Here is a 26,093-nt window from a genome sequence, read left to right on the forward strand (position 1 = left end):
AAAGCTTTATAGGTTTTTCACAGGAAGGGCAAAACGAATTGGGCAGGATTATTGACCTGTTCCGGGGAAGCCGGTAGATGCATACATTAAGAAAACTGCCAACAACAGAACCGAATATGAAAATAAGGATGTTTAATATATTCATTAGCATATCTCATTCTTGACTGCCGTTATAACCATAAATAAATATGGGGGCGTACTTACGCCCCCATATTTATATTCACTATTAATTGTTACTTTGGTAACAGAGGGGTAATGTTAGCATTGGCTGACCCGAATGTCCATGTCGGCGTTGTTGCAATATTGGTTGATACCAAATTCATAACACCACCATTAACGTCACTACCTATATTTGCCAGCGTCACATTGATGGTGACAATATCTGAAGCATTGGTAACATTTGCATCAGATACATATTGTGATGGAAGAGTAATGCCAAAGTTAGAATTAATTTCGGTAATGCTTGTAGGGTTGGATGGAATATTTCCTTTTTCTGTATAGTATGCCGTTATGGCATTCTTAAGAGCACCCATTGCACTTGTTACACCCGATAACTTAGCCTTTTTTGTGTATCCAGTATAAGCAGGGATTGCAATTGCAGCGAGGATACCGATGATCGCAATAACGATCAGCAACTCAATTAATGTAAAGCCCTTACTATTTCTGTGAACCTTAATCATAAAAACACCTCCTGAAAGATTTAATATGTATTGCAATATACTTTATAGTATCAATACATTTTCTTGTCAATGATATTCGTCACATTCCTTAGAGATTGGGTTGAAGGCGGCTAAACCGAGGACTCAAGTTCAAAAAAAATATCAATCTTCCTTTTATTTGCTTACCATAAACATATCTGCAAGTTTGGCATACTTTTCGTTCCATTCCTTATTTTCAGTTGGGACAAGCATATGTGCATATTTGAATAGGATTTCTGCATCTCTTCGGTTTCCCGACAAGATTGCAGCAAGACAAACATCATGCATAGATTTATAATCTGTTGTACTAGAAAATGGATCAGTAATCATCTTTAAGATTTTATACGCTTTAGCATACTTTTTCTGCTTCATATATATGTTGCCGATTTCTCTGTATATTTCGACCTTCTTTACTGCTCTGCTTAAGGCCTTTTTATACTCTAAAAGGGCATCATCATACTTTTCCATACCTTGCAATGCATCAGCTTTTAATTGATATCCGACAGGAGATTCCGGGTAGTATTTTATAATGTTTTCGGTATATTGAATTGATTTGCTAAAATTTCTTTTTTTATTTTGCAAAAGCGCCATAAATTGATTTGTATAACCACATCCGGGATATATTTCGATCAGCCTTGATAATTCCTTCAAAATGTTTTCATATCTTTCTCCAGATACAATTACGTCAATATTTACAAAATTAATTACATAAGGGTCTATTTCTTTTAGTTCATATTCATTAACAATCTTTGGAAATTGTTCACTATTTGCATATAAAACGCCTGTTTCATCAAAAAATATGGCTTTGTAACCAGGGTGTTTTGCAATTAATAATTTAAATCCTGTTCTTTCGATAGGTGCTATAATAAATGAAGGATGATATTTTTCTACAATGTAGTTTAGCCCCTTTCCTGTAAAAAAGGCATTATTTGCAATAAAAATATCTTCATTAAGAAAGAGAAAAGGGATTTCCATGTCCATAAATATGTTATACTTCGGATAAAGCATCCATTGCAGATAACCGCCATGGTTTGGATAATTGAAAACCGTTCCTCCTACTGCTTGTATTTTGTTTAAAAAAGTACATATTCCTTCAGGAAGATTTTTATGGGAAAACGGATACCTCGGAAGATTTGTAAACATGTCTTTTATGTTTAAAGAAGAAATAATCATAAAGATAACCAATAAAATTATGCTAAAAGGCTTCAATATATTTTCTTTTATTTTAAAATAATCCAGATCTGTCTTGTCTTTGATTCGTAAAGAAGATGTATCAAATTGCAAAATATCTTTAAAAATAGGCACTGAAAGCAACACATATTCATATACAAAGCGGTTTGCCTTTGTAAGCAGAGCAATCCCGCCTAAAAACATAATTAAATGACATATTCTCCTATAGTTTTTATTAAAAAGAGTTGTTATTGCAGCAATACACGAGATAAAAAACAAAATATTAAAAACCGCTCCATGAGAAAATTTCATTCTTATAATTTGAAACGTGAAAAATTCTTCCGGTTTTATATGTGCTATTTCATTGATATAAAGTGCTGCAAATCCAGTAGGGATAAAAGGTACCCACGTAAGTTGAGAACCATGGGGAGTACAAAAAACAGCGCCTACTGTCAGGATTATTGGAACAACAAAATACAGGTCCTCCTTTCTGATATGTGTTTTGCTTATTGTATATCTGATAAAGAACTCTATCAGATATGACAGCACAATCAAAAGCATGACAGGATACTCTATCCCGTGAAGATTAACCCACAATACTGCAATAAATGGCAAGGCCACTACGTATCTTGGTTTTAATTCAATGATGAAGATAAAAAGAATTATGAAGAAATATGTAAATATATGTGGTCTTATTAAATGAAAACGCGGTAGCAGCATAAGCATATACAGTGAAAAAACCAATACCGTATACAAATCAGGCTTATTCTTTATGCCTCTGTTTAAAATCAGATAAATAATAAATATCGTTGCGAGAAAAATAATTGCACGAAGAAAAATAAGGCCATAATAGCCTGAAAATGAATAGATTTTGTAAACTAGGACCTGAAATAACCAATAATAATCAACCCATTCGCGAGGAGGAGTAATGAAGGAGAAGAAACTGCTATCCCTTGGTATCATCCCATTCTGAAGGATATATCTGCCTCCGTTCAGGTGATACCAGAGGTCTGTATCTCCGGCATAAATTGGCCACTGGACAAGATAATATGAAACAAACGCAAAGAGAAAGAAGATGTAGAACAGGTAATAATTTTCTTGATTTTTAAAAAACTCTTTATAATTTAATTTTTCCATAGATGTAAAATTTATTAAACAGTACTATAATTTACCTTATTTATTCAAGGAGATTCAAAGGCAACAGATTGATAAAGAAGATAGACCTCGTTTCGGACGATATGGAAAAGCCGGGACTCAACAGGATCAGGTTACTGCCCCCGGAAAACCCGTCAATTGCCAAAGATGCCTCAATTTCGATCCCTGAGCCCTTGAAATCCTTCTTCCTTTATTTTTGAAATATTCTTTCAATATGCAAGGTTACACACGGTATTAAGAAATTCTGTAATAGAGCTTTTACTTGTAAATTAAATAACATTGCAGTATAATTAAGAAAAGGAGCATGAGGATCAAGGTTAAGTCTGTCCTTGAAAAACTTTACCTTCCTTCCATAAGACCCCCCTTGCAGTTACTTTAATACTTCAATGTACAGTGCAGGAGAAAACCCGGAGGAGATTCTTGTATGGCAGTGAACAGTGCGCGTCTTGACGTCTGTCCAAGGATATCCGCAGCAATATTTATTATATACTTGATAGCAGCAACCATGCTCTTTTCTGTTGTTGATGCTTGGGCTGGAGCGCAGATTGATTGCCCAAGCTCCCTGAAAGCATATAGTATCGATCCAAAGATGAATAACTACAATTGCAACTGTTCCAATGGCAATCGGAGCATGCCGGTATGCACACCTAAATCCGGATCATCAAAGAAATCACTTTCCGGCAGTAAGTCCAGCAGCCGCTCCATGAATAACGATATCAAGCTGCAGTTGTTCCAGGGTTTGCTGGATGGAATGATGCAGGGGCCAAAAAATAAAGCCCCATCCCGACAGCAACAGGAGGCGCAACAAGAGGCACAGCGGCAACAACAAATGCAAAGAGAGCAGAAGGAAAGGGAACTGGAGTTTGCGCGACAGAAGGATTTTGCTGAGAAAAAGGATCAGCTCCTGGGAACTCTCAAGGGGTCCAGTACGGGAGCCCTTGTAGATTTTAAAAATCTTGATGGAGATGCCGAAACAATGAGAAAAGCAGCGGGCGATCCCTTCGATCAACCGTCTGCCACTAACGGCAAAATTGAAATTTCCACAGGAACTAATTTTTTTGGAACTACACTTACAGAACCTGAAATATCTACGTTGATGGAGCCAGAAAATGACCCGATAATTGTTGATTTAAGGGATGCAAGTACTTTTGTTGTCCAGAGTTTAAAGCAAAATAAAGAAGCGATAAAAAAAGTAGAAAAACCTAAAAAAGAAGAAAAAAAACAGAAGACTGAAAGAGGAGAATGTAAGGAAATAATTGCTAAATACAATAAGCAAGTTGGTGACATGCAGAAATTTCAAAAACAAATTGAATTTACTAAAAGTCAACTTGATGAATGGAAACAGAAAAACGACGCCGCTTTCTGGAATGCAGTTATTGATGGATCATCTTTTGCTGTTGGTGAATTTTTTGATTATTTAAAGGAAACCAGAAGCGGAGCGGAGAATGTTAAACGAAATTTGGAATTGATTGAAACTAAATTAATAAAAGGAAATGTATATACTCACGCACAAATTGAGAGCCTGAAAATGAAACTAAATTTAAGAATGGCTGAATACAAAATTGCCAAGTATACTTCGGAATTTAGCAATATAGCAGATTATTTTGATTATGTTAAAAATGTAATTCAGTCTTCTGTTGCAAAAATAGGCGAAACAGATGCAGATATAAAAGAATTACTGTCAAATCCAAAGGTTAAAGAATATTTAAGCGAATATCCTACTATTGATACTGCACAGTTTTTATCTGGAAAATCAATAACCGCATTTTTAGCAAGAAAAGGATTTTCTAAATATTCTTATGTCGGTATTGCACAGTTGGTTGTGAACACAGCATACAACGCCACAGATATGTATTTAAGTTATAAAAACATTTGCACTCTGCGCAATGCTTCTGGTAAAGAGTTGGAATCAGCCAAGTATATTCAAAATCAAATTACTAATACATATAATAAAATTGTTGAATGCAGAGCTCAGTAACCCATTTTGATGGAGGCGCACCTGAAAGATTTTCATGGACAGATTGATGTATCATGCCGAAAAAATCACTAAGTTGGATCAGGAAGTCAAACAACTTAAGAAAACAGTTACCGGAGAAGAGAACAGAGCGGCAATCGTCGGACCAGAATAAGAAAAAGGAGAAGGAATAATGAGCAAATCTTATCACCGTTTAATAATAATAGCATTGGTCATCATGGGGCTGACGGCACCTGTTTTCGGGCAGAACAGTGCTGACGAAGCCCGCAAACATCTTGTACGCGGGATGGTGGCAATCGAAATGGCGAAAAGTGAGGGTGAGCTGGCAGCAGCGGCAGCCGAGTTTAAAAAAGCAACTGAGCTTGCACCAACCATGCCAGCAGCCTGGTACAACCTGGGATCAGTTCAGTCTAAAATGGGACTGCTGAAGGATGCAATAGCCAGCTATCGCCGCTATCTGATTGTGGCACCCAAAGCCAATGACGCACGGCTCGTCAACGATGAGATCATCAAGCTTGAGTACAGGCTTGAGAGAATCGAGAAAGTGGCGGAATTAGCCGGTGTCTGGCTTGTCGGAACAACGACCTTTGCCGTTTCGGTAAACAACGCAGAGTTCATCGCCAAAGGCAGTGTGGGGACCGACGGAGTAACGGTGATCAGTGACGGGGGTGCATTGGTAGGGAAACAAGGAAGGACGCCACGAGGCAATAGCGAGATGGTATTCAAGGGCAGAATAAATGGGTTTTCCATCAAAGGTATGCGTTACAGAGGCCCATTTACGGAGGGAGTCTCGGATTGCACGATACCCGGTGATCAGAGTGAGTTTACAGGCACTGTCAGCGAAGATGGCAATAATATCACTCTTAATTTTCAAAAGGGCTTATATCAGGCAGACAGGGATGCGGGGATTTTCTTCGGTCTGGATTCATGCACCGGTGTAACGAAAACCGGCGATATGCCCCAGACATACGTCCTCACGAGACATGGCGGGGTTCCGGGCAAAACCGATTCGGCCGGGAAAAAGCTTAAAAATGACATTGGCCTCGTTGGGTTAAAAATATCGGAAACAGATCCTCAACTCATTGCGGATGTTTTGCAGGGCTTGCCGGCGGCCGAAGCGGGGATTAAAATTGGCGACCGTGTCCTGAAGGTAGACGGGAAAGATGCCAGGGGTTTGACCATCCAGCAATTGGTGGGATTGATTAGAGGGCAGGTCAGAAAGTCAAACAACTTGCGATGAAACGGCTGAATGCCAACAAGGAAGAAAGTAGGCCTAAGGAGAGGTCAAACGAAAACCGTTGTCATGTTATTATTAACCTTATCCCGAAGAAATGACCGTAGCACATCGCTAATTTTGTGATCTGGAAACGAAGGGTTTACAAAAAACTGTAATGAAAATGTAATGACTTTTAAGGGGGTGACTCTAATAATATCAAGTAGTTAAAAGCGTCCCCACGGGGATTCGAACCCCGGTTGCCGGCGTGAAAGGCCAGTGTCCTAGGCCTCTAGACGATGGGGACATATATGGGCCGTGCAAGACTTGAACTTGCGACTCTCTGCTTAAAAGGCAGATACTCTACCAGCCTGAGTTAACGGCCCGCTGAAGTGTACTAACATATTAAAATTTTCACGCATTGTCAAGTCTAATAAACCCCCTTGCATTGCATCGATATTTTCTTCATGCACGAAAGCGATGCCCACCTATCCTTTCCGTAATATTCAATATGATTAGCTGAAATAATACAGGTAGTATTGTAGGGTACGCGAAAACCGAGAGAAACCTAATTTTAAAATGTAAAATATTTCGTTAAATATGGAAGGCAAATATCAACGATAAAAAGTTATCACGCACTAACTTTTACTTATCGGAAACCTTCTGCTTAGCCTCATTCAGAAATTTTATCAAATCATCAACACTGTCCGGCGTGAGTGAAATACCTTTTTTTGTCGGTATCCATTCTCCTTCCTGATTTTCAAAGTATGTTCTGATGTCAATATACTGCTTTCCTTTAAACTCCTTTAATGTAATGATAATTTTATCTTTACCTTTCGCCAGTTCTCCTATCTGCATACTCCCTCCTTATAGCTCCATTTTAGCAAATTGCCATAAAAAAATATACATAGCAAATATTTTTTTAAGAAAAAATTTACTTTTATAATTTTATATTGACAAAGATTACATTTCATTGATAACTATACCCAAAATTATGGATACCCCCCACAAAATGAGTCACTTCTCGTTTTTTATTCAACAATTCACAATAAAAAGCGCTTATATGTTTTTTAACAGTGCATTACAATTCTACGCTGCAAGAACACACAACTAATGAAAAGGCTTTGACAGCCATTCTGCTTGTAAGAGGATTCAGCGGCTTTGGCCTCCATACGCTGCTTTCTATAGTCCGTAATTTTCCTAACGTATACAAAAACTTTATCTTTGTCTCAGTTGCAGAGGTTGATTCCGGCACGTTTAAAGATATTGCCGAGATAGCAGCTTTGAAAAAATCAGTTGAAGAAAATCTAATAAAATATGTAAAAATTACCCGTCAACACGGATTTCCTGCTGATTATAGAACGGATGTGGGAACAGATGTGATAGATGAAGCCTCGGATCTTGTTGAAGCAACAGTCAAAGAGTTTCCGAGATCAACTGTTTTTACAGGAAAATTAGAATTCCGTCACAACAACCCTTTCCAGAAGATATCACAATGAAACAGCACACGCTATTCAGCGCAGGCTGCAGTGGAACGGTATACCAACGGTCATTTTACCGATACGGGTAAGCATTTAGCTTTACTTTGCTACAAATGACAAATAACGGTGGATTATTAAGAGAAGTTTATTGGGTATGTAAATACGGGTGGACATGCTGAATACCACCAAGGTGACCCCGCATCCACATACCATAAATATATATAATCTGATCAACCCGGAGGTTGATCAGTAATCAGGCATTAACGGACAAGGACATCATGTCCTGGTTATCTGTATAACAATCAACGCAGTGTACTTTGTTGATTCTCTTTCTTTCCCTGCCGGCCTCAAGTTTTATTACACTGCTATCCGGAGAACTGCACCCGAATACTTCTATAAGCATCTCTTCCATAGTTTTGTTAGTAATATCAGATTCCGGACTCCATTTCACTGCCATGGCACCCTCCTTAAGCTCCGATTTAATTACCTTGTATTTTTAAAGCAAGGACTGTGCCAAATGCCAATTAACTGTATAATCAGTATGTTATACATAACAGGCATTACGAGACTGTTATATTCAACAGATATTAACTGATACATATCTCAGTACTGCTAATAACTGTTAAATATGACGGAATATTATTTGCATAGTTATAGGAAATCCTGTAAACTACTAAGCACGGTAGGATTGTTTTGGATAAAGCTCTATGAATGTAGATGAAAATCAATTTTTCAGAGAGATTACCTTGCGCATATGCGGGAGTCTCGAAATCGAGAAGGCACTCTGGCACTGCTTCCTCTATCTCCGGAATATCATCCCCACTGATGAACTTATTCTAACCGAATATAACCATGGTACTGGAACGCTTGATGTCGTTGCAATCGCCGATGAACATGGCGGCATATCAAGCACTGATAAGATCCCTATGCCTTCACACCTTCAGAAGCAATTGGAAGATCCCTTCAAATTCCCACGTGTAAGAGCATCCGACGATGTGTACAAGGACGAAATACTTGCAATTGTTGCCGTGAATTATAATTGGGCCGACTCCTCAATTATCGTTGGACGTCTCACTGTTGAAAACAAATTTGTCGGTTCTTTGATTGTCCGGGCTAAAGGAAAAGGAAGATACACGGAAGATGACGCAAAACTATGGTCCCTCATAAACGAGCCTGCGGCTGTAGCCCTTGCCAACAGCCGCCGTTATATGGAGTTAATGAATTTAAAAGAGTTGCTTGCAGATGATAGTAAATACTTCCAGAACGAGTTAAGGCGTGGGTTCAGTGAAGAGATTGTAGGCGCTGAATTCGGTTTGAAAGGGGTAATGGAACAAGTCCTTAAAGTAGCGCCTCAGTCAAGTCCTGTATTGCTTCATGGTGAAACAGGAACCGGTAAGGAACTCATTGCGAATGCAATCCACAATTTTTCTCCAATGAAAAATGGACCGCTTATAAAGGTCAACTGTGGAGCCATACCGGAATCTCTTATCGACAGCGAACTTTTCGGTCACGAAAAAGGTGCTTTTACCGGCGCCTTATCCCAGCAGAGAGGCAGATTTGAGCGTGCCCACGGAGGCACCATCTTTCTCGATGAAGTAAGCGAACTGCCGTTCCATGCACAGGTACGTCTACTCAGAGTCTTACAAGAAAAAGAGATAGAGCGCGTCGGCGGAACCCGATCCATAAAAATTGATATACGTATTATCTCTGCCACTAACAAGGATCTCAAGTCACTTGTGAAAGGAAACCTCTTCAGGGACGATCTGTATTACCGCTTGTGCGTATTCCCCATCTATATCCCGCCTCTCAGGGAACGAAGAATTGACATCCCGACTCTCGTTGACTATTTCATGCGAAGAAAGGCAAATGAAATCGGATTACATTTTAAGCCTGCACTTCTGCCCGGCACTATGGAGCAATTGATTGATTATGACTGGCCAGGGAACGTAAGGGAGTTGAGCAATGTTCTGGAACGTGCAATGATCATCCACGGCGGAAGGTCGCTCAGTTTTAAAGATATTATTGGCATTCAGGTGCATAACAACGAACATCCAGAATACAGTCCCGACAACAATGATCTGACGCTCGGCAATATTGAAGCACTGCATATAAGGTTGGCTTTAAAAATGGCTGGAGGTAGAGTGGAAGGAGAAAAAGGTGCAGCGGCCATCCTGGGGATAAATCCGGGGACCCTGCGCCATAGGATGAGAAAACTTGGCGTCTCCTTCGGCAGGGCAGCAAAGAAGTAGTTCGGAAAGTTTTATGTCAATTATTTGGAGACGTACAAGATGCTATGATTTCGACAAATATTGGGAGTAAATTATGGATATAGAATTTCATTACTACATTACTTACATCATTGCATGCAGGGCAGGTTTTAAGCCGGAAGATGCCAGAATAATTGCATATTCGTCACAATATACAGATGACAATGATACAATATATAGAATTCATGAAGGTCATCCGGATGAATATGCAAACTATATCAGCCAGACGATGGATATCTTCAACCCGCAGAAAGAATATATGAGAATCTACCCTGTTTTTCATTTTATGCCGGGCACATTAACGGAAATTACCGGCGATTCGGCCTGGCGTCGTGACGGCAAGTTTCATATAATGAATACCATACCCGATAATCTCAACAGCAGGCAGTTGCTTCAGGCTGCCCTTTATTCTCGCAACCTCTATAGCATAGGTATAGCCACACATATGTATGCAGACACATTTGCTCATCAGAATTTTGTCGGATTTAATGAGGGTTTTAATGAAATGAAAGGTCTTTTTGAAGGCCTTATTCCTAATATCGGGCATGCAGATGCCAAACATAAACCGGATGAACCGGATCTGATATGGGAAGATGAACGTCTTATTCCAAGTATTTCGCAAATAGACAATAAGAAACGTTTCCTTGAGGCTGCCAGATGCATTTATGAAAAATACATTCGTTATCTCAACGCTCCCGATGACAGTAATAATTTTATAACTCTGATAGATGAAGCGATAGGTCCATACTACGGCAACGAAGAAGACCGTATTGATCGTTATAAGGCTTTGATCGGCAATAATTTCATTGAGTATGATAAAAAACAGTGGTTTAAAGAGGCAATTGATTTTGTGAATACAGAAATTCCATATTCCGGCGGCGGATACAACGTCCCCATAAGTGAAACAGAATGGATATGGAGGGGAAATTACAAAGAAACCGACTGGTACAAATTTCAGGAATCCGTAAAAGCTTACCAATGGTTAGCGATGGATACGGTTATCGGCCCTATCTTCGAGAAAATGGAATTTAAAGGTGTGTAGATAGGGATAATCCAGTATGCTCTGTTGTCTATGTGCCCCGGTCCATCATTTGTACTGCACATCCCCAAGTCTCGGGTGCATCCTGTGTTGTAATTCGAACTCAACAGGAACATTGCCGGATAAACCCTTTACAATCTCTTCAATCTTTTTTTTGTCGTCTATATTGTGAAAAACACCTCCCACAAATAAACCATATTCTACAAGCCCTTCTTCTTTTAACCTGACCTCCAGCGTTGGCACCGACAAATCAGGATTTATCGCAATTTCAGCCTTTATTTTTGCTGCAAGGGCCTTTAACTGTAATATATTCTTTGCTTTTTCCGTGCAGAGCTTATCTCTTTTTTCAAGCTCATTCTTTATAATGTCTGTAATTTCATCATATGTCTGTATGCTTGTATCAAAAACAAAATCATATTGCTCAGGATCGTCCAATGCACTTCCGTAAATCAAATAAACAGCGCCCGCCATCTCACTGTCTACCTTCTCTATCAGCCATCGGGCATTCTCACTGTTGTCGATTTCCAGCCATTTCATTACATTCTCAATCCTCTTTTCAATCGGTGCTATTGTTCGTATCCTTAATGCATGAGGTATCCCTTTCAATAAAAAATTTCCGCCTCTACCCATAATTACAATCCTGTCATGCATGGCATAATTAAGAATATGGCTCTGGTTTAATGCCACAAAACCCCTGTAAGACCATTCATATCTCTCTATGATAGTCGGTTGATTTTCGTCAAGATATTTTGTCAGCTCTTCCCAATTGACTCCTACCTTCTTCATATCCTCAAGTATTTGCTTTCTGTCAATATATGCATAATTCAACAACGTGGCAATGTTTTTGCCTATCTCTTTTCCTCCGCTTCCGTATTCCCTTGCTATCGTTAATATGGCCATAGCCCCTCCTTTTAAAAGTCTTTTTGGAAGAATCTATTTCTGAAATGGAATTACCCAGATCAGCATAGCAGGAATATAACAAAAAATGAGTGATATAATAACATAGGGCACAGTAATGCCCAGAAATTCTTTCAGACCGACCTTTCTCTGGTCTTCTTTTTCACCCATGCTTTTTGCTACAAATAATGCAGGTGCACCGGCAACGGTGAGGTTGCTTCCCAGCGTACCGGCCCATAACAGCATCCAGTACAGGGGCCAGGGGTTCATTCCTGTATCTTTACACAGGTCTCTGATAACATAGAGCATAGTAAGGATATAAGCATCGTGCTCCACAATGCCAACGATAGGGGCTGTTACCCAGTAAAGTGCTGTAGCACCCACAATAAGGCTCTTCTGGATTAACGGCGTAATTGCATTGGATACAAGCTTTATCACTCCTGCATGTTCCAGTCCTCCAACCAAGGCAAATAGGGAGACATAAAAGAATACTGCCCTCCAGTCCAGTTCGGAAAACACTTGTTCAATATTGGGAATTTCCAGGGTAAAACGGTCCTTAAAAACTTCAAATATTAGCATGATTGCCATAGCGCCCCACATAGCAATAAATCCGAGGGTATAACCAAAGACAGGACGAAAAGCCATGGCAATAATTGTAATGACAAAAATACTGCATGTAATTATGGCAAAAGGTTTATCCTTGATATGATCAAGGGGCTTTTCCTCAGACATGGATGCAACATCCATCCTGATATCTTTGTACTTTTTCGAAAATAACCAGTAAAAAAATCCGCAGGTAATGATATATGAAATACAAAGGATAAAAAATGATGATGGCCGCCCCATATACCACAGAAAACCATTGAATTCTATGCCTGACACGCTATGGAGCATCTGCGGAGGCAAATCACCCAGCAGCATGGCAGTGCCCATAAAGTTTGCACAAAGACCAACAAACATCACAGGCGCAAATGCAGGAAATTTAAATCGTCGACATGCATGAAAAACAACGGGTGCAAACATAAGGACAACAACTACATTATCAATCAACATGGATACAAATCCGGCAAGCATACCAAGGACTGTTACAAATATTGCCACGTTCCCCTTAGACATCTTTAAGATTATGGCAGCCAAAAAATCAGGTACACCGGATTTACCAAAATAGCCTGATATTATCCAAATACTCAGGAGTATAGCTATAACATTCCAATCAACAATCTTAAAGGCATCAATATCGCTGTATATGCCTACAAAAATCATCAGAATGATCCCTGAGAGCGCAGCGATGACGCTGTCAATCCAACCGGTGATTACAAGGATGATACTGGCGAGGAAGATAACGCTTGCTGCAATTTGCATAAAATCCATTTCTCATGACCCCCTGTTATTTAGTATACAAAATACAAAAAAGGCGGGAAATAATCCCGCCTTTAGTTTTATCAAATATTTTAAAAAATGTATACAATATTTTTTAAATCATATTACTCCCATAGCTTTCAGCACGGACAGCATAACTGCTGCTGCCATGACAGAACCTACCTGGCCGCCTGCATTTGCACCCATAGCGTGCATAAGGAGATAACTCTTTCTGTTGTATTTCTGGCCTTCCTTCTGTACTACTCTTGCAGACATAGGGAATGCTGAGATACCGGCTGCTCCGATCAGAGGATTCACTTTCCCGCCTGTCACGTAATACAGTATCTTTCCAAAAAGTACTCCACCTACTGTGTCAAGACATATAGCCAAAAGACCCAGTGCAAGAATAATCAAGGTTGTAGGTTTCACAAATAATGGTCCGTTCATTGTAGCGCCGATTGATAATCCGAGAAACAAGGTAACGATGTTGGCTATCTCATTTTCAGATGCCTTCGTAAGTCTGGCAACTGCGCCTGACTCCTTCATGAAATTGCCCAGCATAATCGTTGCAAGAAGCGGTAAGCCCATTGGAGCAATAAGTCCACCAACAACTGTGATGACAATAGGAAAAAGTAATGCTGTTGTGTCTGACACCGTCTTCTTGTGCGTCTTCATGATAGTCTCACGTTCTTTCTTTGTGGTAAGCATCCTCATAATCGGCGGCTGAAGCACCGGTACCAATGACATGTACGAATATGCCGCAACCGTGCATGGACCAAGCAGTTCCTTTGCATATTTGGATGCCACAAAGATAACTGTCGGTCCGTCACATGCGCCTATGATTCCGATGGTGACAGCTTCGTTATAGGGAAAACCCATCCAAAGGGCAAGAAGAAGTACCAGGAATATACCGAGCTGCCCTGCTGCCCCCAGAAGAAAAGTATATGGGCTTTCAAGGACAGGTCTGAAATCCGTCATGGCCCCGATACCGACAAAAATGAGCAAGGGGAACAATTCTGTTATAACACCCATGTCATAGAGAGTCCTGAGAAAGCCTTCTTTTTCCATAAGGTCTGCAAGGGGAACATTCACGATAATACAGCCGAAACCGATGGGAACAAGAAGTAATGGCTCAAAATCTTTTTTAATTCCCAGATAAAGGAGGATTCCACCTATTATCATCATCACCACATTTGACCAATGCAGGGCTGAAATGCCTGCAATAAGTCCTGATAAACCACCTAATATTGCTTCAGTCATCTAATTTTCCTCCTTTCCTATTCTTCTTCTTTTTTGTACGGGAAAATCTTTTTCAAACCACTCATTATAAAACTGAATAAAATGAGTGTAGCAATTGTTCCGCCCATGCCTACTACAAGCAAGGTTAAACCGAATGTCCATTTATCCATCATAAGCCTGCCTCCTTGGGGTTTGATATGTTAATGCTGTTATTAAAAATGATTAACGGATACTTTGTCAAGGGAATATTTTCACATATAGCCCTTTCTTTGACAATCTCCAAATATAGCCATTGCAGAATTAGCAACATTATTTTAAATTTTATTAATCATGCTATATATCTAAAAAATTCTTTATAAGGCAGGCAGCAAAGGCTCAAGAATATTAGGGGGTTAAATAATAACATGAACCTGTGCTGCAAAATAAATTAAATCTGCCTTTTCATCCTTAAAGTATTACAACAGGCTCTTCATGCCAGGTTTCAAATATGTAAATTTCAACATCGTCTTGCACTTGTCAAAAAGTGCTGCATAAAACTTCAGAAATATATTCTCCATCGCTTGCCGCAGCGCAACTCACTAAATAAGAATTATTGTATTATGTGAACGCATTCACATTCAATCAGGAAATCCCTGATTTTCAGATTCTATTTGTATGGTTGGAGATAAGGGAAAACCTTAGACGAAATAAAAAAAGCGCTTACCCCAACTAAGTATAATAATTTTTTAGAATCTTCTGACAACTCAGGTTTTTCGAAGGGAAATATCAGGATTAACCTTATTGACAATAAAGGTTGCATGGGTTAAAAATACCATGTGATTTTTTATACAAGCATTATGAATGCGGTGATTGAAAATTGTTTTATAAATATGCCTTTTGCATAAGCATTCCCATCTGCTGTATAATGTAAGCAGGCACAAGGATTTTTCCTGCATCGCCTGACATCGTTTCACAGGCATGTCAAAAGGATATTTACAACAATTTTACAATAGATTAAAATATAAATACTATTTTGTGAGGTGGACGTTATGGATTTTGGAAGTTTCGGGCATTTTAGTTTCACATGGGAGTTTGTAAGCTCTTTTTTAATGATAATATTGATCGATCTGGTCCTGGCAGGTGACAATGCAGTTGTTATTGCAATGGCTGTCCGGAACCTTTCGCCCAAACAAAGATTGAAGGGCATTATGATGGGCGCAGGCGGAGCAATTATCTTGAGGGTTGGACTCACAATTGTTGTTGCCCAGCTTCTCGGCATAAAGGGACTGAAGTTCTGTGGCGGCGCCCTTATTTTTTGGATAGCTCTGAAACTTTTTATAGAGGGCGGACCTGAAGAGGGGATCAAGAAAGAGCCGAAGAGCATATGGGAGGCTATGATAACCATTGTAATTGCCGATATTGTCATGAGTCTCGATAACATGCTTGCCGTTGCCGGCGCGTCCCACGGCAATAATTTTCTGATCATCTTCGGACTCGTTTTGAGCATTCCATTTATTGTATTTACAAGCAACCTTCTTTCCATGTTGATGGATAAATATCCCATTATTGTATACCTTGGGGCCATGGTGCTTGGAAAAGTGTCAGGGGAGATGATAATTACAGATCCCTATGTCCAGTCATTCCTCCACACAGGCAAGGCTACCCAGTATATCGTAGAGGTTGCAGGCGCTGTTTTAGTTGTTGTTATAGGGAAACTCTGGATGAAGATGAAGCGCGATAAGGCAGCTCAAGAAGAAAGCAAAGAAGCACACACAAACTGAAATAAGGAGGTTTATTATTTATGGCAACCTTAACCATATCAAGGCAGCACGGAAGCAGCGGCAGGTATATAGGACAGGAAATAGCACGTGAAATAGGGTATGAATACATTGACAGAGAAAAAATACTTACGGATATCAGAGCAAAGGGGCAGGATTGGGAAAAATGGGAAAAAGAATTTGCAGAACATAACCCCACCATATGGGAAAGATACGACTGGTCTTTCAGGGGATTTGTGGCGCTGCAGCAAAGCCTGATATTTGATTATGCATTAAAAGATAATGTTGTAATCATGGGCAGAGGTGCAAACTTTCTCCTTAAGGATGTCCCCTACGTTCTTAGAGTTCGTTTTGAAGCTCCTCTTGATAAAAGAATCGAGATGGTACAGGAACGTGAGGATATGGACAGCGCTACTGCTAAGTGGATGATAAACAAGCTTGATAAAGAAAGCAAGGGCTTTATTGGAACAGTATATGGCGCAGACTGGAATGTTCATACATATTATGACATCATATTCAATACGGCTGTCCAATCTGCAGATGTAATTAAGACATCTCTGAAAGCATCTATTGCTGAAAAAGATCAACTGAAAACAGAAGAAGCAATAAAAACACTTAAGATGAAGGCTGCTGCATTTTATGTAAAAGCCGGAATATTGACAAATTCAAAATTCTTTGTTCCAACTCTTAACGTGTTCTCGAGCAATGACACAATTGTTATTAAAGGAGTAGTTCATAATCCTAAAGAGTATAAAAGTATTGAGGATGAGGCAAGGCGTCTTGCCGGTGACGTACCTTTAAAGTGCGAGCTAAAATACCGCTGAAAATTTGGATAAAAAAATATGTCAGAAGCATAACGGCCAGGATTATCCTGGCCGTTATTTTTTTAATGTATGTGTTAAACTACAATGATGTAAGCCCTTCCCTTATCGCATATTTTGTCAGTTCGGCGATACTGTGCATGTTCAGTTTCTCCATAACCTGCTGCCGGTGTGTTTCAATTGTCTTAATACTGATATTCAAATAAACTGCTATCTGTTTGGTTGTTTTGCCTTCTGCAAGCAGTTGGAGCACCTCCCGTTCCCTTGTAGTTAAAGCCGAAAAAGCCGTAGTTTCATTTGCAGGTATATTGTGAATATATTCCTTTATCACCACATCCGTTATCTTCGGGCTTAAATATGGCTGGCCGGACATAACGGTCTGAATTGCCAGTTCAAGTTCTTCGAAGGCGCTATCCTTCAGAAGATATCCTGATGCCCCCGCTTTCAGCATCTGGAGCACAAACCTTCTGTCCGAATGCATTGAAAGGGCAATGACTCTGATATCCTTTGTTTCTGCGATAATCTGGCGCGTTGCATCAATGCCGTTCATATCGGGCATACCTATATCCATGATCACAATATCCGGTAAAAGCTTTTTTGCAAGACGTACAGTTGTTAATCCATCCTGTGCTTCTGCAACAACCTCCATGGCCTTATTCTTTTCAAGCAGTGCATGGAGGCCCTCCCTTATAATTTTATGATCATCTGCCAGAATAATTTTTATACTCATTAAAATCTCCCCTTCTATTAATGGGGCTCACGTCGCCCCCTCCACCAGCAAAGCTGTCGGAGCCACCCCTTCTCGCTCAAGAATGAGCTAAGGGGTTGTTGTAAATTCAATTTTTCCGTCTTCACTATTCACTATATACTATTCACTATTCACTGTTGTGGGGCTCACTGACCCCTGATGTCAATAGTGGACACCAATCATATTCATGCTGCCTTCCTTCCTGCATAAAATTGCCGTTCATAAACAACGGGGGATAAATATCCAAGCCTTTTCTGCCGACGTTGCCGATTATAAAAGACCTCAATGTCGACCCGCAAGCGGGTACCCCGGCCACCCCTTCTCGCTCAAGAATGAGCTAAGGGGTTGTTGTAAATTCAATCTTTCCGTCTTCACTATTCACTATATACTATATACTATTCACTGTTGTGGGGCTCACATATTAATGTTTTAGCGGTGCATATAGAATTACCCTTGTTCCACGATTTTTTTGCGACCTGATTTCCATCTGACCTTCAAGATGGTGCAACCGTTCGCGGATACTGAAAAGTCCGAATCCCTTATTTTCATCAAAATAAAAATTCATCTTTGCAGCGTTAAACCCGACACCGTTATCTGCAACATGAATAGATATATTGCTTTCTATTTTCCGCACAGTTACCTTTACTGTCCGTGCATGGGCATGTTTCGCAACATTTGCCAGAAGCTCTCGTACTGCCGTAAAAAGAAAAATACGTATCTCATCATTGACAGGTTTGAACTGATTATCGTTTTCAAACTCATAGTCAATTTTATGCTGTTCGTGAATCTGCTCTGTCAGCCATTCAAGCGCTGCCTCAAGACCGAGATCATAAAGGATTGGCGGGCTCAGTTCAAAAGTCAATGAACGGGTATAACGGATTGCCTGCTCAATATGTTCCCTGACTTCATTTAATTTTTCGATTAACGTGTTTGCTGTTTCATATTTCAGTAATGCGCCCAGCTTAATCTTGGAAACAGCGAGTACCTGACCGATATGATCATGGAGCATGTTAGCTATGCGCCGCCTCTCTTTCTCCTCTGTCAGCGAGAGGTCTGATGCCAGAGATCTGAGCTGCTTCTGGTAAGAGTGTATTTTTTCTTCAGCTTTTTTCTGCTCGCTTATGTCCTCTACGGTTCCCTCATAATACAGGACTGCGCCGTCCGCTCCCCTTATTGCCTTGGCATTCTCTCGCATAAAAACTACTGAATTTCCGCGCCTACTCCATTTTACCTCAAATCCTCTTACCCTTTCCTCTTTTTCAAGGCGCTTTTTGAGCCTCTTTTTAAGGTATGTAGGTTCGTAATCCCCTTTTTTCAATTGACTCGATGCCATTTCATTAAATGAGTTGTACCCGAGCATTCTGATCAGAGTGGGATTGGCCATCAGAATCCTTCCATCAGGATTTGTCCGGTAAATACCTATTGGAGAATTTTCAAAAAGATTCCTGTAGCGCTCCGCACCTTTGCGAAGCATCTCCTCGATGCGTTTACGCCTGTTCAGCTCCAGAGTAAGACGTTCGTTTGTATCCAGCAATTCTGCTGTCCGTTCTTTTACCCTTTGTTCTAACTCGTCTTTAGCCTTCTGCAGCGCCTCCTCAACCTGTTTATGTTTCGTGATATCATTGTTTATCTCCATTATAGCTATTGGATCGCCTTTATTATTTCTCTTTAGAGCCCATCTACTTCCTACAGCTATTCGCACACTGTCGCGCCTTGTATGGATAAGCTCACCATCCCAACGTCCATTAACGAATACATCTGCCTTAATCTCTTCAAACGGTTTGGAAAATTCTGTACGCAGGAGCGTATGTATATTTTTTCCTATGGCTTCTTCCTTTGTCCACCCGTAACGTTCTACCGCCCCGTTGTTCCAGAATGTAATCATTCCATCAAGATCACCTACGATGATTGCATCTTCTGCAATTTCAAGAAGTTCTGCCTGGTCTCTCAGTTTATCCGACTGTTTCTGTAATTCTTCTTTTGCATGTTTTTGAGAAGATTGCTTCATTAAACGCCGGCATTGTTTCTCACTTTCCTTTAGAACCTTTTGAATATACTTTAATTTTGGCTGCAAACGTTCAAGCCGGGCAACTTTATTCCGCAACATAATAAGTTCTTTTTCCATACTGTTGCAGCTTTCTTTTTTATTCATCCGTTTCTCCATCAAATAACCTGTGATAATTTATAATATGTCCGGTCTGATTGTCTATAGATTAAGAAAATAACTTTAGTTTGAAGCTATTCTGCCATTGACAAAAAGCAGGGGCAAAGTATAAAATTGGACAAGCATTTAAAAAATAAAATAAATAAATGACTATCGGGTAAGATCATTAACTTATCGGCAGGGACAAAGATGAAAAGGAAATTAACGAAAAAAATTAGTATTGGTAAAGTTCCTATTGGCGGCAATAGCCCGATAATTGTTCAATCAATGCTCAAAACTCATCCCGAAAACCCGCAGGAAACATTAGACCAGGCAATGGCTCTCAAAAAAGCCGGATGTGAGCTGATAAGGATAGCATTACCACAGGAAGATACATGTAATATTATTCCTTTTCTAAAAAGAGAGATAGATACGCCCCTGATAGGAGATATTCACTTTAATTATAAGATTGCAATAAAAGCGATGGAACTCGGTATTGACGCAATACGCATAAATCCTGGAACAATCAATAACGTGCGAAAGGTAAAAGAGATTGTCCTTGTTGCAAAAGAAACAAAAACACCGATACGTATCGGTCTGAATACCGGCTCAATTGAGAAAAGAATACTTAAGAAATACTCCAGACCATGTGCAGATGCAATGGTTGAAAGTGCGCTTTATTATGTAAAATTCTTTGAAGATCTTGGTTGGAGGGAGCTGAAGGTATCCCTGAAGGCTTCAGACATATACCAGACGATTGATGCATATAAAAAATTTTCAGAACAGTCGGATTACCCTCTTCACGTCGGTATCACAGAAGCCGGTCCAATATTCTCAGGCGCTATAAAATCTGCCATAGGCATAGGTATATTACTATATGAAGGCATAGGAGATACTATCAGAGTTTCCCTCACAGGGAACCCTGTTTATGAGGTTACCGCTGCATATCATATTCTCAGGGACCTCGGCCTTAGAAAAAGGGGCATTAACATCATATCGTGCCCTACCTGTGGAAGGTGTAAAACCAGTATATTCGATATTGTGGCAGATTTCGAAAAAGAAGTTGACCATTTTGAGACAAATCTGAATGTAGCCATCATGGGCTGTGAAGTTAACGGACCGGGAGAGGCAAAAGAAGCTGATATCGGCATAGCATTCGGCGCCAATAAAGCTGTTCTGTTTTCCAGGGGGGTTATTATTAAAACAGGTATACCAAAAGAAATGGCAAAGAACATCCTCAAGGAAGAAATTTATAATATGACATCATAAATGCTGCCTGCCTTACAACCCCTTATCGGGTTTATGCCCTGCCGTAATCATCTTCAACCCTCACAATATCATCCTCCCCAAAATATTCTCCTCTTTGAACTTCAATAAACACAAGCATTTCCTTCCCGACATTCTCAATCCTGTGAAGGGCCTCTTTATTTATACGAATGCAATCACCGGCTGCTAAAGGATAATCTGTTCCATCTATTGTTACCCTACCCTCACCTCTTACAGCCTGCCAGTGCTCTTCCCGTTTAGAATGCTTCTGGTAGCTAAGCCTTTTTCCCGGAAACACATCTATTCTTTTTACCTTGAAATCCACCTCATCCTGAATTACAAACCATCTCCCCCAAGGCGGCGTACCTTTTTGCCCGGCATCAATTTCCATTAATATCTCCTATAGCTGTATTATTTGAGTCTGTTACCATTTTTATACTTCTTCATGCTCATATAGTCAACTGACTTTACCGCAGGCAACGGCAGTTTTATAAAGCATTATTAGCAAGACCTGATTGAGTACCGGAAAAAAATATTGTATAGTTAGAGTACTAATTATGAAAAAAATAGTAATCGGCACAGCCGGACACATAGATCACGGTAAAACATCCCTTATTAAAGCTATTACAGGCATCGACTGCGACAGGCTGAAGGAGGAAAAAGACAGAGGAATTACAACTGAACTCGGCTTTGCACATTACAAGTTCGGTAATGATTTGCTCCTCGGCATAGTAGACGTACCGGGACATGAAAAGTTTATCAGACACATGGTCGCCGGTGCATGGGGTATTGATATGGTGCTTCTAATAGTTGCGGCTGATGAAGGAGTAATGCCCCAGACAAGAGAACATATAGATATATGCGAACTTCTCGGGCTATCAAAAGGCATCGTCGTGATTACCAAGAAAGACCTTGTTGATGATGATATGGTGGAGCTTGTTACCGAAGACGTACAGGATCTTCTCAAAGGGAGACTCCTTGAAGGCGCAACTATTATACCCGTATCTTCAACTACAGGTGAAAACCTTGAACAGTTGATGAAAACAATCAAAGAGATTGCTGCTGAGATACAGGAAAGGTCCGGCATGGGTATATTCAGATTGCCTGTGGACAGGGTTTTTACATTAAAAGGACTCGGCACAATAGTAACAGGGACATGCATTTCCGGCTCTATAAAAACAGGTGAAGAAATTGAAATATATCCTCTCAACAAACGGGCAAAAATAAGGAATATTCAGACATACCATGAAGATACGGCAGAGGCAATTGCAGGTGAAAGGGTTGCCTTAAATCTGCAGGGCGTTGAAAAACAGGATATAGAAAGAGGAACCATCATAGGCAGGCCTGGTACTTTAATATTATCCAACAGGATAGATGTGGCATTAAAATATTTGAAGCTTCCCTTTAAACCCATAAAAAACGACTCAATTTTAAGGTTTCATATAGCCACAACCCAGGAAGAAGGCAGATTGATTTTATTCGGCAAAGACACTATAGAACCAGGGGAGGAGTTGTTCGCCCAGTTTGTCTTTTCAAACCCTGTTGTTGCATTGCCTGACGACAGATTTATTATCCGCGGATCATACATGGTTCAAACCATAGGCGGCGGGAAAATTCTTGATATTACACCGACAAAACATAAAAGAAAAACCATAGAACTAGACTCCATATACAACCTTTTGAAAGAAGGCACTTATGATGACAAAGCCGAATATCATATATTAAAAGGCGGATACAAAGGCATTGATAAGACATTACTTCCCGTACTCATAGGCAAAGATGCATTGTATGCATTAAAACTGGTGGATACGTTAATACAGCAAAGCAAGATAAAGCTTATTGGAAAAACAATAGTACATATGGACTATTTCACAGTTTACAAAAAAACCCTTAAACAATTGCTGGCTGATTTCCACGAAAAAAACCCTTTAAAAATAGGCATATCAAAAGAAGAACTCCGCATGAGACTGCCTGCTGTTGAGCCCCTGATATTTCAAACAGCCCTGGATGAATGCATCAATGAAGGCGCGGTAGAAACCGAAAAAGATAAGGTAAGGGCAAAAAGCGCAGAAAAATCAATTGATAAAGACATTGAACTCCTTGAAAACAACATATTAAATACGCTCTTTAGCGCAGGCGCTACCCCCCCCACACTAAAAGAGCTCTCTTTGGAATTCAAAAAAAGCGAAAATCAGATAAAAGACATAATCGAAAAATTGATATATAAAGGCAAAGTAATAAAATTAAAAGGAGATATCTGTTTTCACCATGACATCATGGACAGTATAAAAGAAAAGGTGGTCATGCATTTAAAAGAAAAAAAAGAGATGACACCAATAGACTTCAGATCATTTTTTGACATATCAAGAAAATATATGATTCCCATACTTGAATATCTCGATGAAATTAAACTGACAATCAGAGTTGGGGATAAAAGGGTTTTAAGGAACTAAGCGGTAGCCGGCCGAAACTGGTAGCTGCCCTCGGGTCTGCCCGTGGGAATCTATCTGAACGATAGTACGTCTTGTGATACCCAGCCTTCTCTGTTTCCGTATAAATTAAGTCTGAACCACTTCTTGCCGGTAATATCTTTTTTTTCGTCCACTATTTTCACTGTTTCACCTTCGAAAATTAATGCAATTCTTGCAGCATTAATATCTGGCGCACTTCGTACGTTTGCTCCACTTGCAATGATTAAGGCTTCTTTTTCATATTTCTTCGGGGTTTCAACCTGCACCGGTTCTTCACGCTTTGTCTGTTCCGGCTTTTGTGTATTGTTTTCCTGCACTTCTTGAGTTGGTTGAACATCAGCTTTAACCATAATTTCATTCTTTGCAGGAACCGTGCTGATGGCCTCAACTTCCTTTTTTGCAGGCATTATGCTGCTTACCTCTTTTACACCGAAAGTTATATAATAGCCCACAGCAAAACCAGCGATTATTGCAAATAAAACAGCCAACACAGCAAAAAAGGGCCTAACATGGTCTATTTTTGTCTCATATCTCACTTTTTCATTTGTGCTTACAGAAGCAACAGAAATGTTGGGTATCTTTTTTTCTATAATTTCTTTCCTTTCATTTATCCCGGACAAATTATCCGACATAGTTTCCTTTTTTGTCTTTTCCTCTTTAATATATGCAAGGCTGTCTCCCCTGCCTGACATAGCATTTATAACTTTTGACATCTCCTTAAAACCGATCTTGCTTGAACGATCGGCAAAACCTATCAACAAAGAAAGGTCCGACATGGCAATTATTGTTCTTGGAGAACCCATGGAATATCTCTGAATAATTTCCAGGGCATCATCCGTAAAAATTTCTTTTTTATCATTCAGGCCTGCTCTCATAAGCCTGTATTTTATAAGTTCCTTAGTTTCCTGAATCTGCAAAGGAACAAAATAATACCTCACAGGCAGCCTTTGCCAGAATTCCGGCATGGATTTAACTTCGTTCCATAACGGTCTCTGTCCGGAAAGAATGAATGTATGCAGATATTCATTTTTGAATGTAAGGTTAATAAGAATCCTCAACTCCTGCAAAATATCCTGTGCCCCGCATAACATCTGTCCTTCATCTACAATGATAATACTTTTACCGCCTTGCTGCTTTACTTCAATGAGCGCTTCTTTTAAAATCATAAGATTCTTCAACTTATCCTCATTATGACTTAAATCAGAAACGATCTGCATTCGGTTGTGGATAAAATCAATCGTAAGATTTCTTGGTTTGTTATCCTCGTTTGGCGTGGCATCAGTGAAACATCCTGCTATATAAGCTATCAACTGATTTGACGTTAAGGTCGGATGGTCAACAAAGGCATATTTAAAGGCATTGCCGTATATTTCCCTCATTTCGTTTATAAGTTTTAAAAGAATCGTAGTCTTTCCGAGGCCTGCATCTTCCGATACTACAAGCGCCCCGCCCTTGTTTGTGTTTACGGCATATTTCAACCGTTCAAGGCATTCATAGTACTGCCCGGCCATATGCATCATATTGCTGTCAGGCGCTAAAAGGAATGGATGTTGTTTCAGTCCCCAATATTCTATGTATTCTTCACTCATGGTTTGCATTGTTTGCAGGGAGAATATCCCACTTTAATTGCATCAAAACGGCTTCGGAAAATGATTTTATTTTTGTCGGAAATTTTGTCCGTCATTGTACATGACGGCCTGTGCAAAGAGTATGTTCTTTTATTTCCTACATAAGAAACTTCCGTCTCACGCTTCTTCTCCTGCCACAGCCCTCTTTCCTCGTCCATTGCTGTCTTCTGATGATTTAAAAGCATATCTTTATATTTTGCATTAGGCAACTTGACCATTACTTTTGCATATCCAAGTTTTACCAACTCGGCATTAACAAACAAATCCTTCACAAAAACATATGCAAGCAGCCTTCCGTACTGATCTTTTTTTTCAACATCAAATTCAAGCCTTACTTTTTTCATGTAAACAAGCTTTTTATTATATTTTGCAGCTTCTCTTGCATAAAATTCGGCCCCAATACCCTTTTTAGACAACTCCGGCGTATCTATCCCCAAATATCTGACAGTTTCACCTGTATCCAGCCGAACCGTGTCTCCGTCAATAATTTTATTAACCACGTATTCTTTGGCAAAGGAGTTTCCTGCTAAAACCATTATCAAGTAAAGCAATATCGCAAAGACTCCAGTTTTCTTCATAAGAACGATTTTACAATATTTTACCTTTATGTTAAACAACAAAAGTCTGTTTGATGCCTGTTTTTATGTGAAAATCCTTTTATCTTTGTTTTTGTTTCTGTAAAACATCTATTTGCTGAGCGGTTTTTCTGAAACAGACCTTGTGAAGGATGCCCTAAAACTGGGAGTCGGGGGATATGTCCAAAAAC

Annotated in this window: 23 protein-coding genes and 2 tRNA genes; 9 read left to right on the plus strand and 16 right to left on the minus strand. The window is 39.7% G+C overall.

The window, feature by feature from the left end; all coding sequences use genetic code 11:
* From NT010_08805 to NT010_08815, 3 genes are all read right to left on the minus strand, one after another.
* Positions 1-145, minus strand: a 145-nt coding sequence (locus NT010_08805) for a prepilin peptidase (protein MCX5806148.1), incomplete at its 3' end; no start/stop codon positions are given.
* 88 nt (positions 146-233) lie between these two features.
* Positions 234-680 (minus strand): pilin, encoded by a 447-nt coding sequence (locus NT010_08810; protein MCX5806149.1) that lies wholly within the window; start codon positions 678-680, stop codon positions 234-236.
* 153 nt (positions 681-833) lie between these two features.
* Positions 834-2,180 carry a hypothetical protein gene (locus NT010_08815; GenBank protein ID MCX5806150.1) on the minus strand — a complete coding sequence of 449 codons (1,347 nt, stop codon included), beginning with the start codon at positions 2,178-2,180 and terminating at the stop codon, positions 834-836.
* A gap of 1,267 nt (positions 2,181-3,447) precedes the next feature.
* Here NT010_08815 and NT010_08820 point away from each other — a divergent pair.
* Positions 3,448-5,001, plus strand: a complete 1,554-nt coding sequence (locus NT010_08820; protein MCX5806151.1) for a hypothetical protein — start codon at positions 3,448-3,450, stop codon at positions 4,999-5,001.
* Positions 5,002-5,170: 169 nt separating this feature from the next.
* Positions 5,171-6,238 (plus strand): PDZ domain-containing protein, encoded by a 1,068-nt coding sequence (locus NT010_08825; GenBank protein MCX5806152.1) that lies wholly within the window; start codon positions 5,171-5,173, stop codon positions 6,236-6,238.
* A gap of 207 nt (positions 6,239-6,445) precedes the next feature.
* Here the strand turns inward: NT010_08825 and NT010_08830 are convergent.
* From NT010_08830 to NT010_08840, 3 genes are all read right to left on the minus strand, one after another.
* Positions 6,446-6,518 (minus strand) — tRNA-Glu (locus NT010_08830).
* 5 nt (positions 6,519-6,523) lie between these two features.
* A tRNA-Lys gene (locus NT010_08835) sits at positions 6,524-6,597 on the minus strand.
* Positions 6,598-6,856: 259 nt separating this feature from the next.
* A complete protein-coding gene (locus tag NT010_08840; protein MCX5806153.1) occupies positions 6,857-7,069 on the minus strand; it encodes a transcriptional coactivator p15/PC4 family protein in 213 nt (70 codons plus the stop codon).
* A gap of 266 nt (positions 7,070-7,335) precedes the next feature.
* Between NT010_08840 and NT010_08845 the strand changes: the two genes are divergently transcribed.
* Entirely contained in the window at positions 7,336-7,710 is a 375-nt protein-coding gene (locus tag NT010_08845) for a hypothetical protein (GenBank protein MCX5806154.1), read from the plus strand.
* Between the two features lie 235 nt (positions 7,711-7,945).
* Here NT010_08845 and NT010_08850 read toward each other — a convergent pair whose 3' ends face one another.
* A complete protein-coding gene (locus NT010_08850) occupies positions 7,946-8,149 on the minus strand; it encodes a hypothetical protein (protein ID MCX5806155.1) in 204 nt (67 codons plus the stop codon).
* A gap of 250 nt (positions 8,150-8,399) precedes the next feature.
* On the opposite strand from NT010_08850, the gene NT010_08855 reads away from it, so the two are divergent.
* Positions 8,400-9,941, plus strand: a complete 1,542-nt coding sequence (locus NT010_08855; protein MCX5806156.1) for a sigma 54-interacting transcriptional regulator — start codon at positions 8,400-8,402, stop codon at positions 9,939-9,941.
* Positions 9,942-10,014: 73 nt separating this feature from the next.
* On the plus strand, positions 10,015-11,001 hold the full coding sequence (locus tag NT010_08860; GenBank protein ID MCX5806157.1) for a hypothetical protein: 987 nt from the start codon (positions 10,015-10,017) through the stop codon (positions 10,999-11,001).
* A 45-nt stretch (positions 11,002-11,046) separates the two neighbouring features.
* Here NT010_08860 and NT010_08865 read toward each other — a convergent pair whose 3' ends face one another.
* The 4 genes from NT010_08865 to NT010_08880 form a co-directional block, all read right to left on the minus strand.
* Positions 11,047-11,898, minus strand: coding sequence for a cytidylate kinase-like family protein (locus tag NT010_08865; GenBank protein MCX5806158.1), 852 nt, complete (start codon positions 11,896-11,898; stop codon positions 11,047-11,049).
* A 33-nt stretch (positions 11,899-11,931) separates the two neighbouring features.
* Complete coding sequence (locus NT010_08870; GenBank protein MCX5806159.1) at positions 11,932-13,266, minus strand: SLC13 family permease; 1,335 nt, start codon at positions 13,264-13,266, stop codon at positions 11,932-11,934.
* A gap of 108 nt (positions 13,267-13,374) precedes the next feature.
* The gene (locus NT010_08875; protein MCX5806160.1) at positions 13,375-14,514 is read right to left on the minus strand and encodes a sodium ion-translocating decarboxylase subunit beta; all 1,140 of its coding nucleotides are present in this window, start codon (positions 14,512-14,514) and stop codon (positions 13,375-13,377) included.
* Between the two features lie 17 nt (positions 14,515-14,531).
* Positions 14,532-14,666, minus strand: a complete 135-nt coding sequence (locus NT010_08880; GenBank protein ID MCX5806161.1) for an OadG family protein — start codon at positions 14,664-14,666, stop codon at positions 14,532-14,534.
* A gap of 855 nt (positions 14,667-15,521) precedes the next feature.
* Here NT010_08880 and NT010_08885 point away from each other — a divergent pair.
* Together NT010_08885 and NT010_08890 are read left to right on the plus strand one after the other, a co-directional pair.
* Entirely contained in the window at positions 15,522-16,253 is a 732-nt protein-coding gene (locus NT010_08885; protein ID MCX5806162.1) for a TerC family protein, read from the plus strand.
* A 20-nt stretch (positions 16,254-16,273) separates the two neighbouring features.
* Entirely contained in the window at positions 16,274-17,074 is an 801-nt protein-coding gene (locus NT010_08890) for a cytidylate kinase-like family protein (protein MCX5806163.1), read from the plus strand.
* A 79-nt stretch (positions 17,075-17,153) separates the two neighbouring features.
* On the opposite strand, the gene NT010_08895 is transcribed toward NT010_08890, so the two are convergent.
* Both NT010_08895 and NT010_08900 read right to left on the minus strand, forming a co-directional pair.
* Complete coding sequence (locus NT010_08895) at positions 17,154-17,801, minus strand: response regulator transcription factor (protein MCX5806164.1); 648 nt, start codon at positions 17,799-17,801, stop codon at positions 17,154-17,156.
* Positions 17,802-18,240: 439 nt separating this feature from the next.
* Positions 18,241-19,971, minus strand: coding sequence for a PAS domain S-box protein (locus NT010_08900; protein MCX5806165.1), 1,731 nt, complete (start codon positions 19,969-19,971; stop codon positions 18,241-18,243).
* Positions 19,972-20,172: 201 nt separating this feature from the next.
* Between NT010_08900 and ispG the strand changes: the two genes are divergently transcribed.
* Positions 20,173-21,231, plus strand: coding sequence for a flavodoxin-dependent (E)-4-hydroxy-3-methylbut-2-enyl-diphosphate synthase (gene ispG / locus NT010_08905; GenBank protein ID MCX5806166.1), 1,059 nt, complete (start codon positions 20,173-20,175; stop codon positions 21,229-21,231).
* A 31-nt stretch (positions 21,232-21,262) separates the two neighbouring features.
* On the opposite strand, the gene NT010_08910 is transcribed toward ispG, so the two are convergent.
* Entirely contained in the window at positions 21,263-21,619 is a 357-nt protein-coding gene (locus tag NT010_08910) for a phosphomannose isomerase type II C-terminal cupin domain (protein MCX5806167.1), read from the minus strand.
* Between the two features lie 166 nt (positions 21,620-21,785).
* Between NT010_08910 and selB the strand changes: the two genes are divergently transcribed.
* Positions 21,786-23,681: a selenocysteine-specific translation elongation factor gene (gene selB, locus NT010_08915; protein MCX5806168.1), complete on the plus strand. Its 1,896-nt coding sequence runs from the start codon at positions 21,786-21,788 to the stop codon at positions 23,679-23,681.
* A 50-nt stretch (positions 23,682-23,731) separates the two neighbouring features.
* Here the strand turns inward: selB and NT010_08920 are convergent, their stop codons facing one another.
* On the minus strand, positions 23,732-25,288 hold the full coding sequence (locus NT010_08920; protein MCX5806169.1) for an SH3 domain-containing protein: 1,557 nt from the start codon (positions 25,286-25,288) through the stop codon (positions 23,732-23,734).
* A complete protein-coding gene (locus NT010_08925; protein ID MCX5806170.1) occupies positions 25,285-25,905 on the minus strand; it encodes a thermonuclease family protein in 621 nt (206 codons plus the stop codon). The genes NT010_08920 and NT010_08925 overlap by 4 nt, the downstream gene beginning before the upstream one ends.
* Positions 25,906-26,093 lie beyond the last annotated feature (188 nt).

Source organism: Pseudomonadota bacterium, from assembly GCA_026388275.1.
In the GTDB taxonomy this organism is placed as follows: Bacteria; Desulfobacterota; Syntrophorhabdia; order Syntrophorhabdales; family Syntrophorhabdaceae; genus JAPLKB01.

Excerpts from the sequence above, each read along its gene's own strand:
- NT010_08815 (MCX5806150.1), bottom strand. The coding sequence starts at position 2,180 with ATGAAATTTTCTCATGGAGCGGTTTTTAATATTTTGTTTTTTATCTCG.
- NT010_08910 (MCX5806167.1), bottom strand. The coding sequence starts at position 21,619 with ATGGAAATTGATGCCGGGCAAAAAGGTACGCCGCCTTGGGGGAGATGG.
- NT010_08890 (MCX5806163.1), top strand. The coding sequence starts at position 16,274 with ATGGCAACCTTAACCATATCAAGGCAGCACGGAAGCAGCGGCAGGTAT.
- NT010_08810 (MCX5806149.1), bottom strand. The coding sequence starts at position 680 with ATGATTAAGGTTCACAGAAATAGTAAGGGCTTTACATTAATTGAGTTG.
- NT010_08855 (MCX5806156.1), top strand. The coding sequence starts at position 8,400 with ATGAATGTAGATGAAAATCAATTTTTCAGAGAGATTACCTTGCGCATA.
- NT010_08895 (MCX5806164.1), bottom strand. The coding sequence starts at position 17,801 with ATGAGTATAAAAATTATTCTGGCAGATGATCATAAAATTATAAGGGAG.
- NT010_08840 (MCX5806153.1), bottom strand. The coding sequence starts at position 7,069 with ATGCAGATAGGAGAACTGGCGAAAGGTAAAGATAAAATTATCATTACA.
- NT010_08865 (MCX5806158.1), bottom strand. The coding sequence starts at position 11,898 with ATGGCCATATTAACGATAGCAAGGGAATACGGAAGCGGAGGAAAAGAG.
- NT010_08920 (MCX5806169.1), bottom strand. The coding sequence starts at position 25,288 with ATGAGTGAAGAATACATAGAATATTGGGGACTGAAACAACATCCATTC.
- NT010_08885 (MCX5806162.1), top strand. The coding sequence starts at position 15,522 with ATGGATTTTGGAAGTTTCGGGCATTTTAGTTTCACATGGGAGTTTGTA.
- NT010_08870 (MCX5806159.1), bottom strand. The coding sequence starts at position 13,266 with ATGGATTTTATGCAAATTGCAGCAAGCGTTATCTTCCTCGCCAGTATC.
- ispG (MCX5806166.1), top strand. The coding sequence starts at position 20,173 with ATGAAAAGGAAATTAACGAAAAAAATTAGTATTGGTAAAGTTCCTATT.
- NT010_08850 (MCX5806155.1), bottom strand. The coding sequence starts at position 8,149 with ATGGCAGTGAAATGGAGTCCGGAATCTGATATTACTAACAAAACTATG.
- NT010_08925 (MCX5806170.1), bottom strand. The coding sequence starts at position 25,905 with ATGAAGAAAACTGGAGTCTTTGCGATATTGCTTTACTTGATAATGGTT.
- selB (MCX5806168.1), top strand. The coding sequence starts at position 21,786 with ATGAAAAAAATAGTAATCGGCACAGCCGGACACATAGATCACGGTAAA.
- NT010_08860 (MCX5806157.1), top strand. The coding sequence starts at position 10,015 with ATGGATATAGAATTTCATTACTACATTACTTACATCATTGCATGCAGG.
- NT010_08875 (MCX5806160.1), bottom strand. The coding sequence starts at position 14,514 with ATGACTGAAGCAATATTAGGTGGTTTATCAGGACTTATTGCAGGCATT.
- NT010_08820 (MCX5806151.1), top strand. The coding sequence starts at position 3,448 with ATGGCAGTGAACAGTGCGCGTCTTGACGTCTGTCCAAGGATATCCGCA.
- NT010_08900 (MCX5806165.1), bottom strand. The coding sequence starts at position 19,971 with ATGAATAAAAAAGAAAGCTGCAACAGTATGGAAAAAGAACTTATTATG.
- NT010_08825 (MCX5806152.1), top strand. The coding sequence starts at position 5,171 with ATGAGCAAATCTTATCACCGTTTAATAATAATAGCATTGGTCATCATG.
- NT010_08880 (MCX5806161.1), bottom strand. The coding sequence starts at position 14,666 with ATGATGGATAAATGGACATTCGGTTTAACCTTGCTTGTAGTAGGCATG.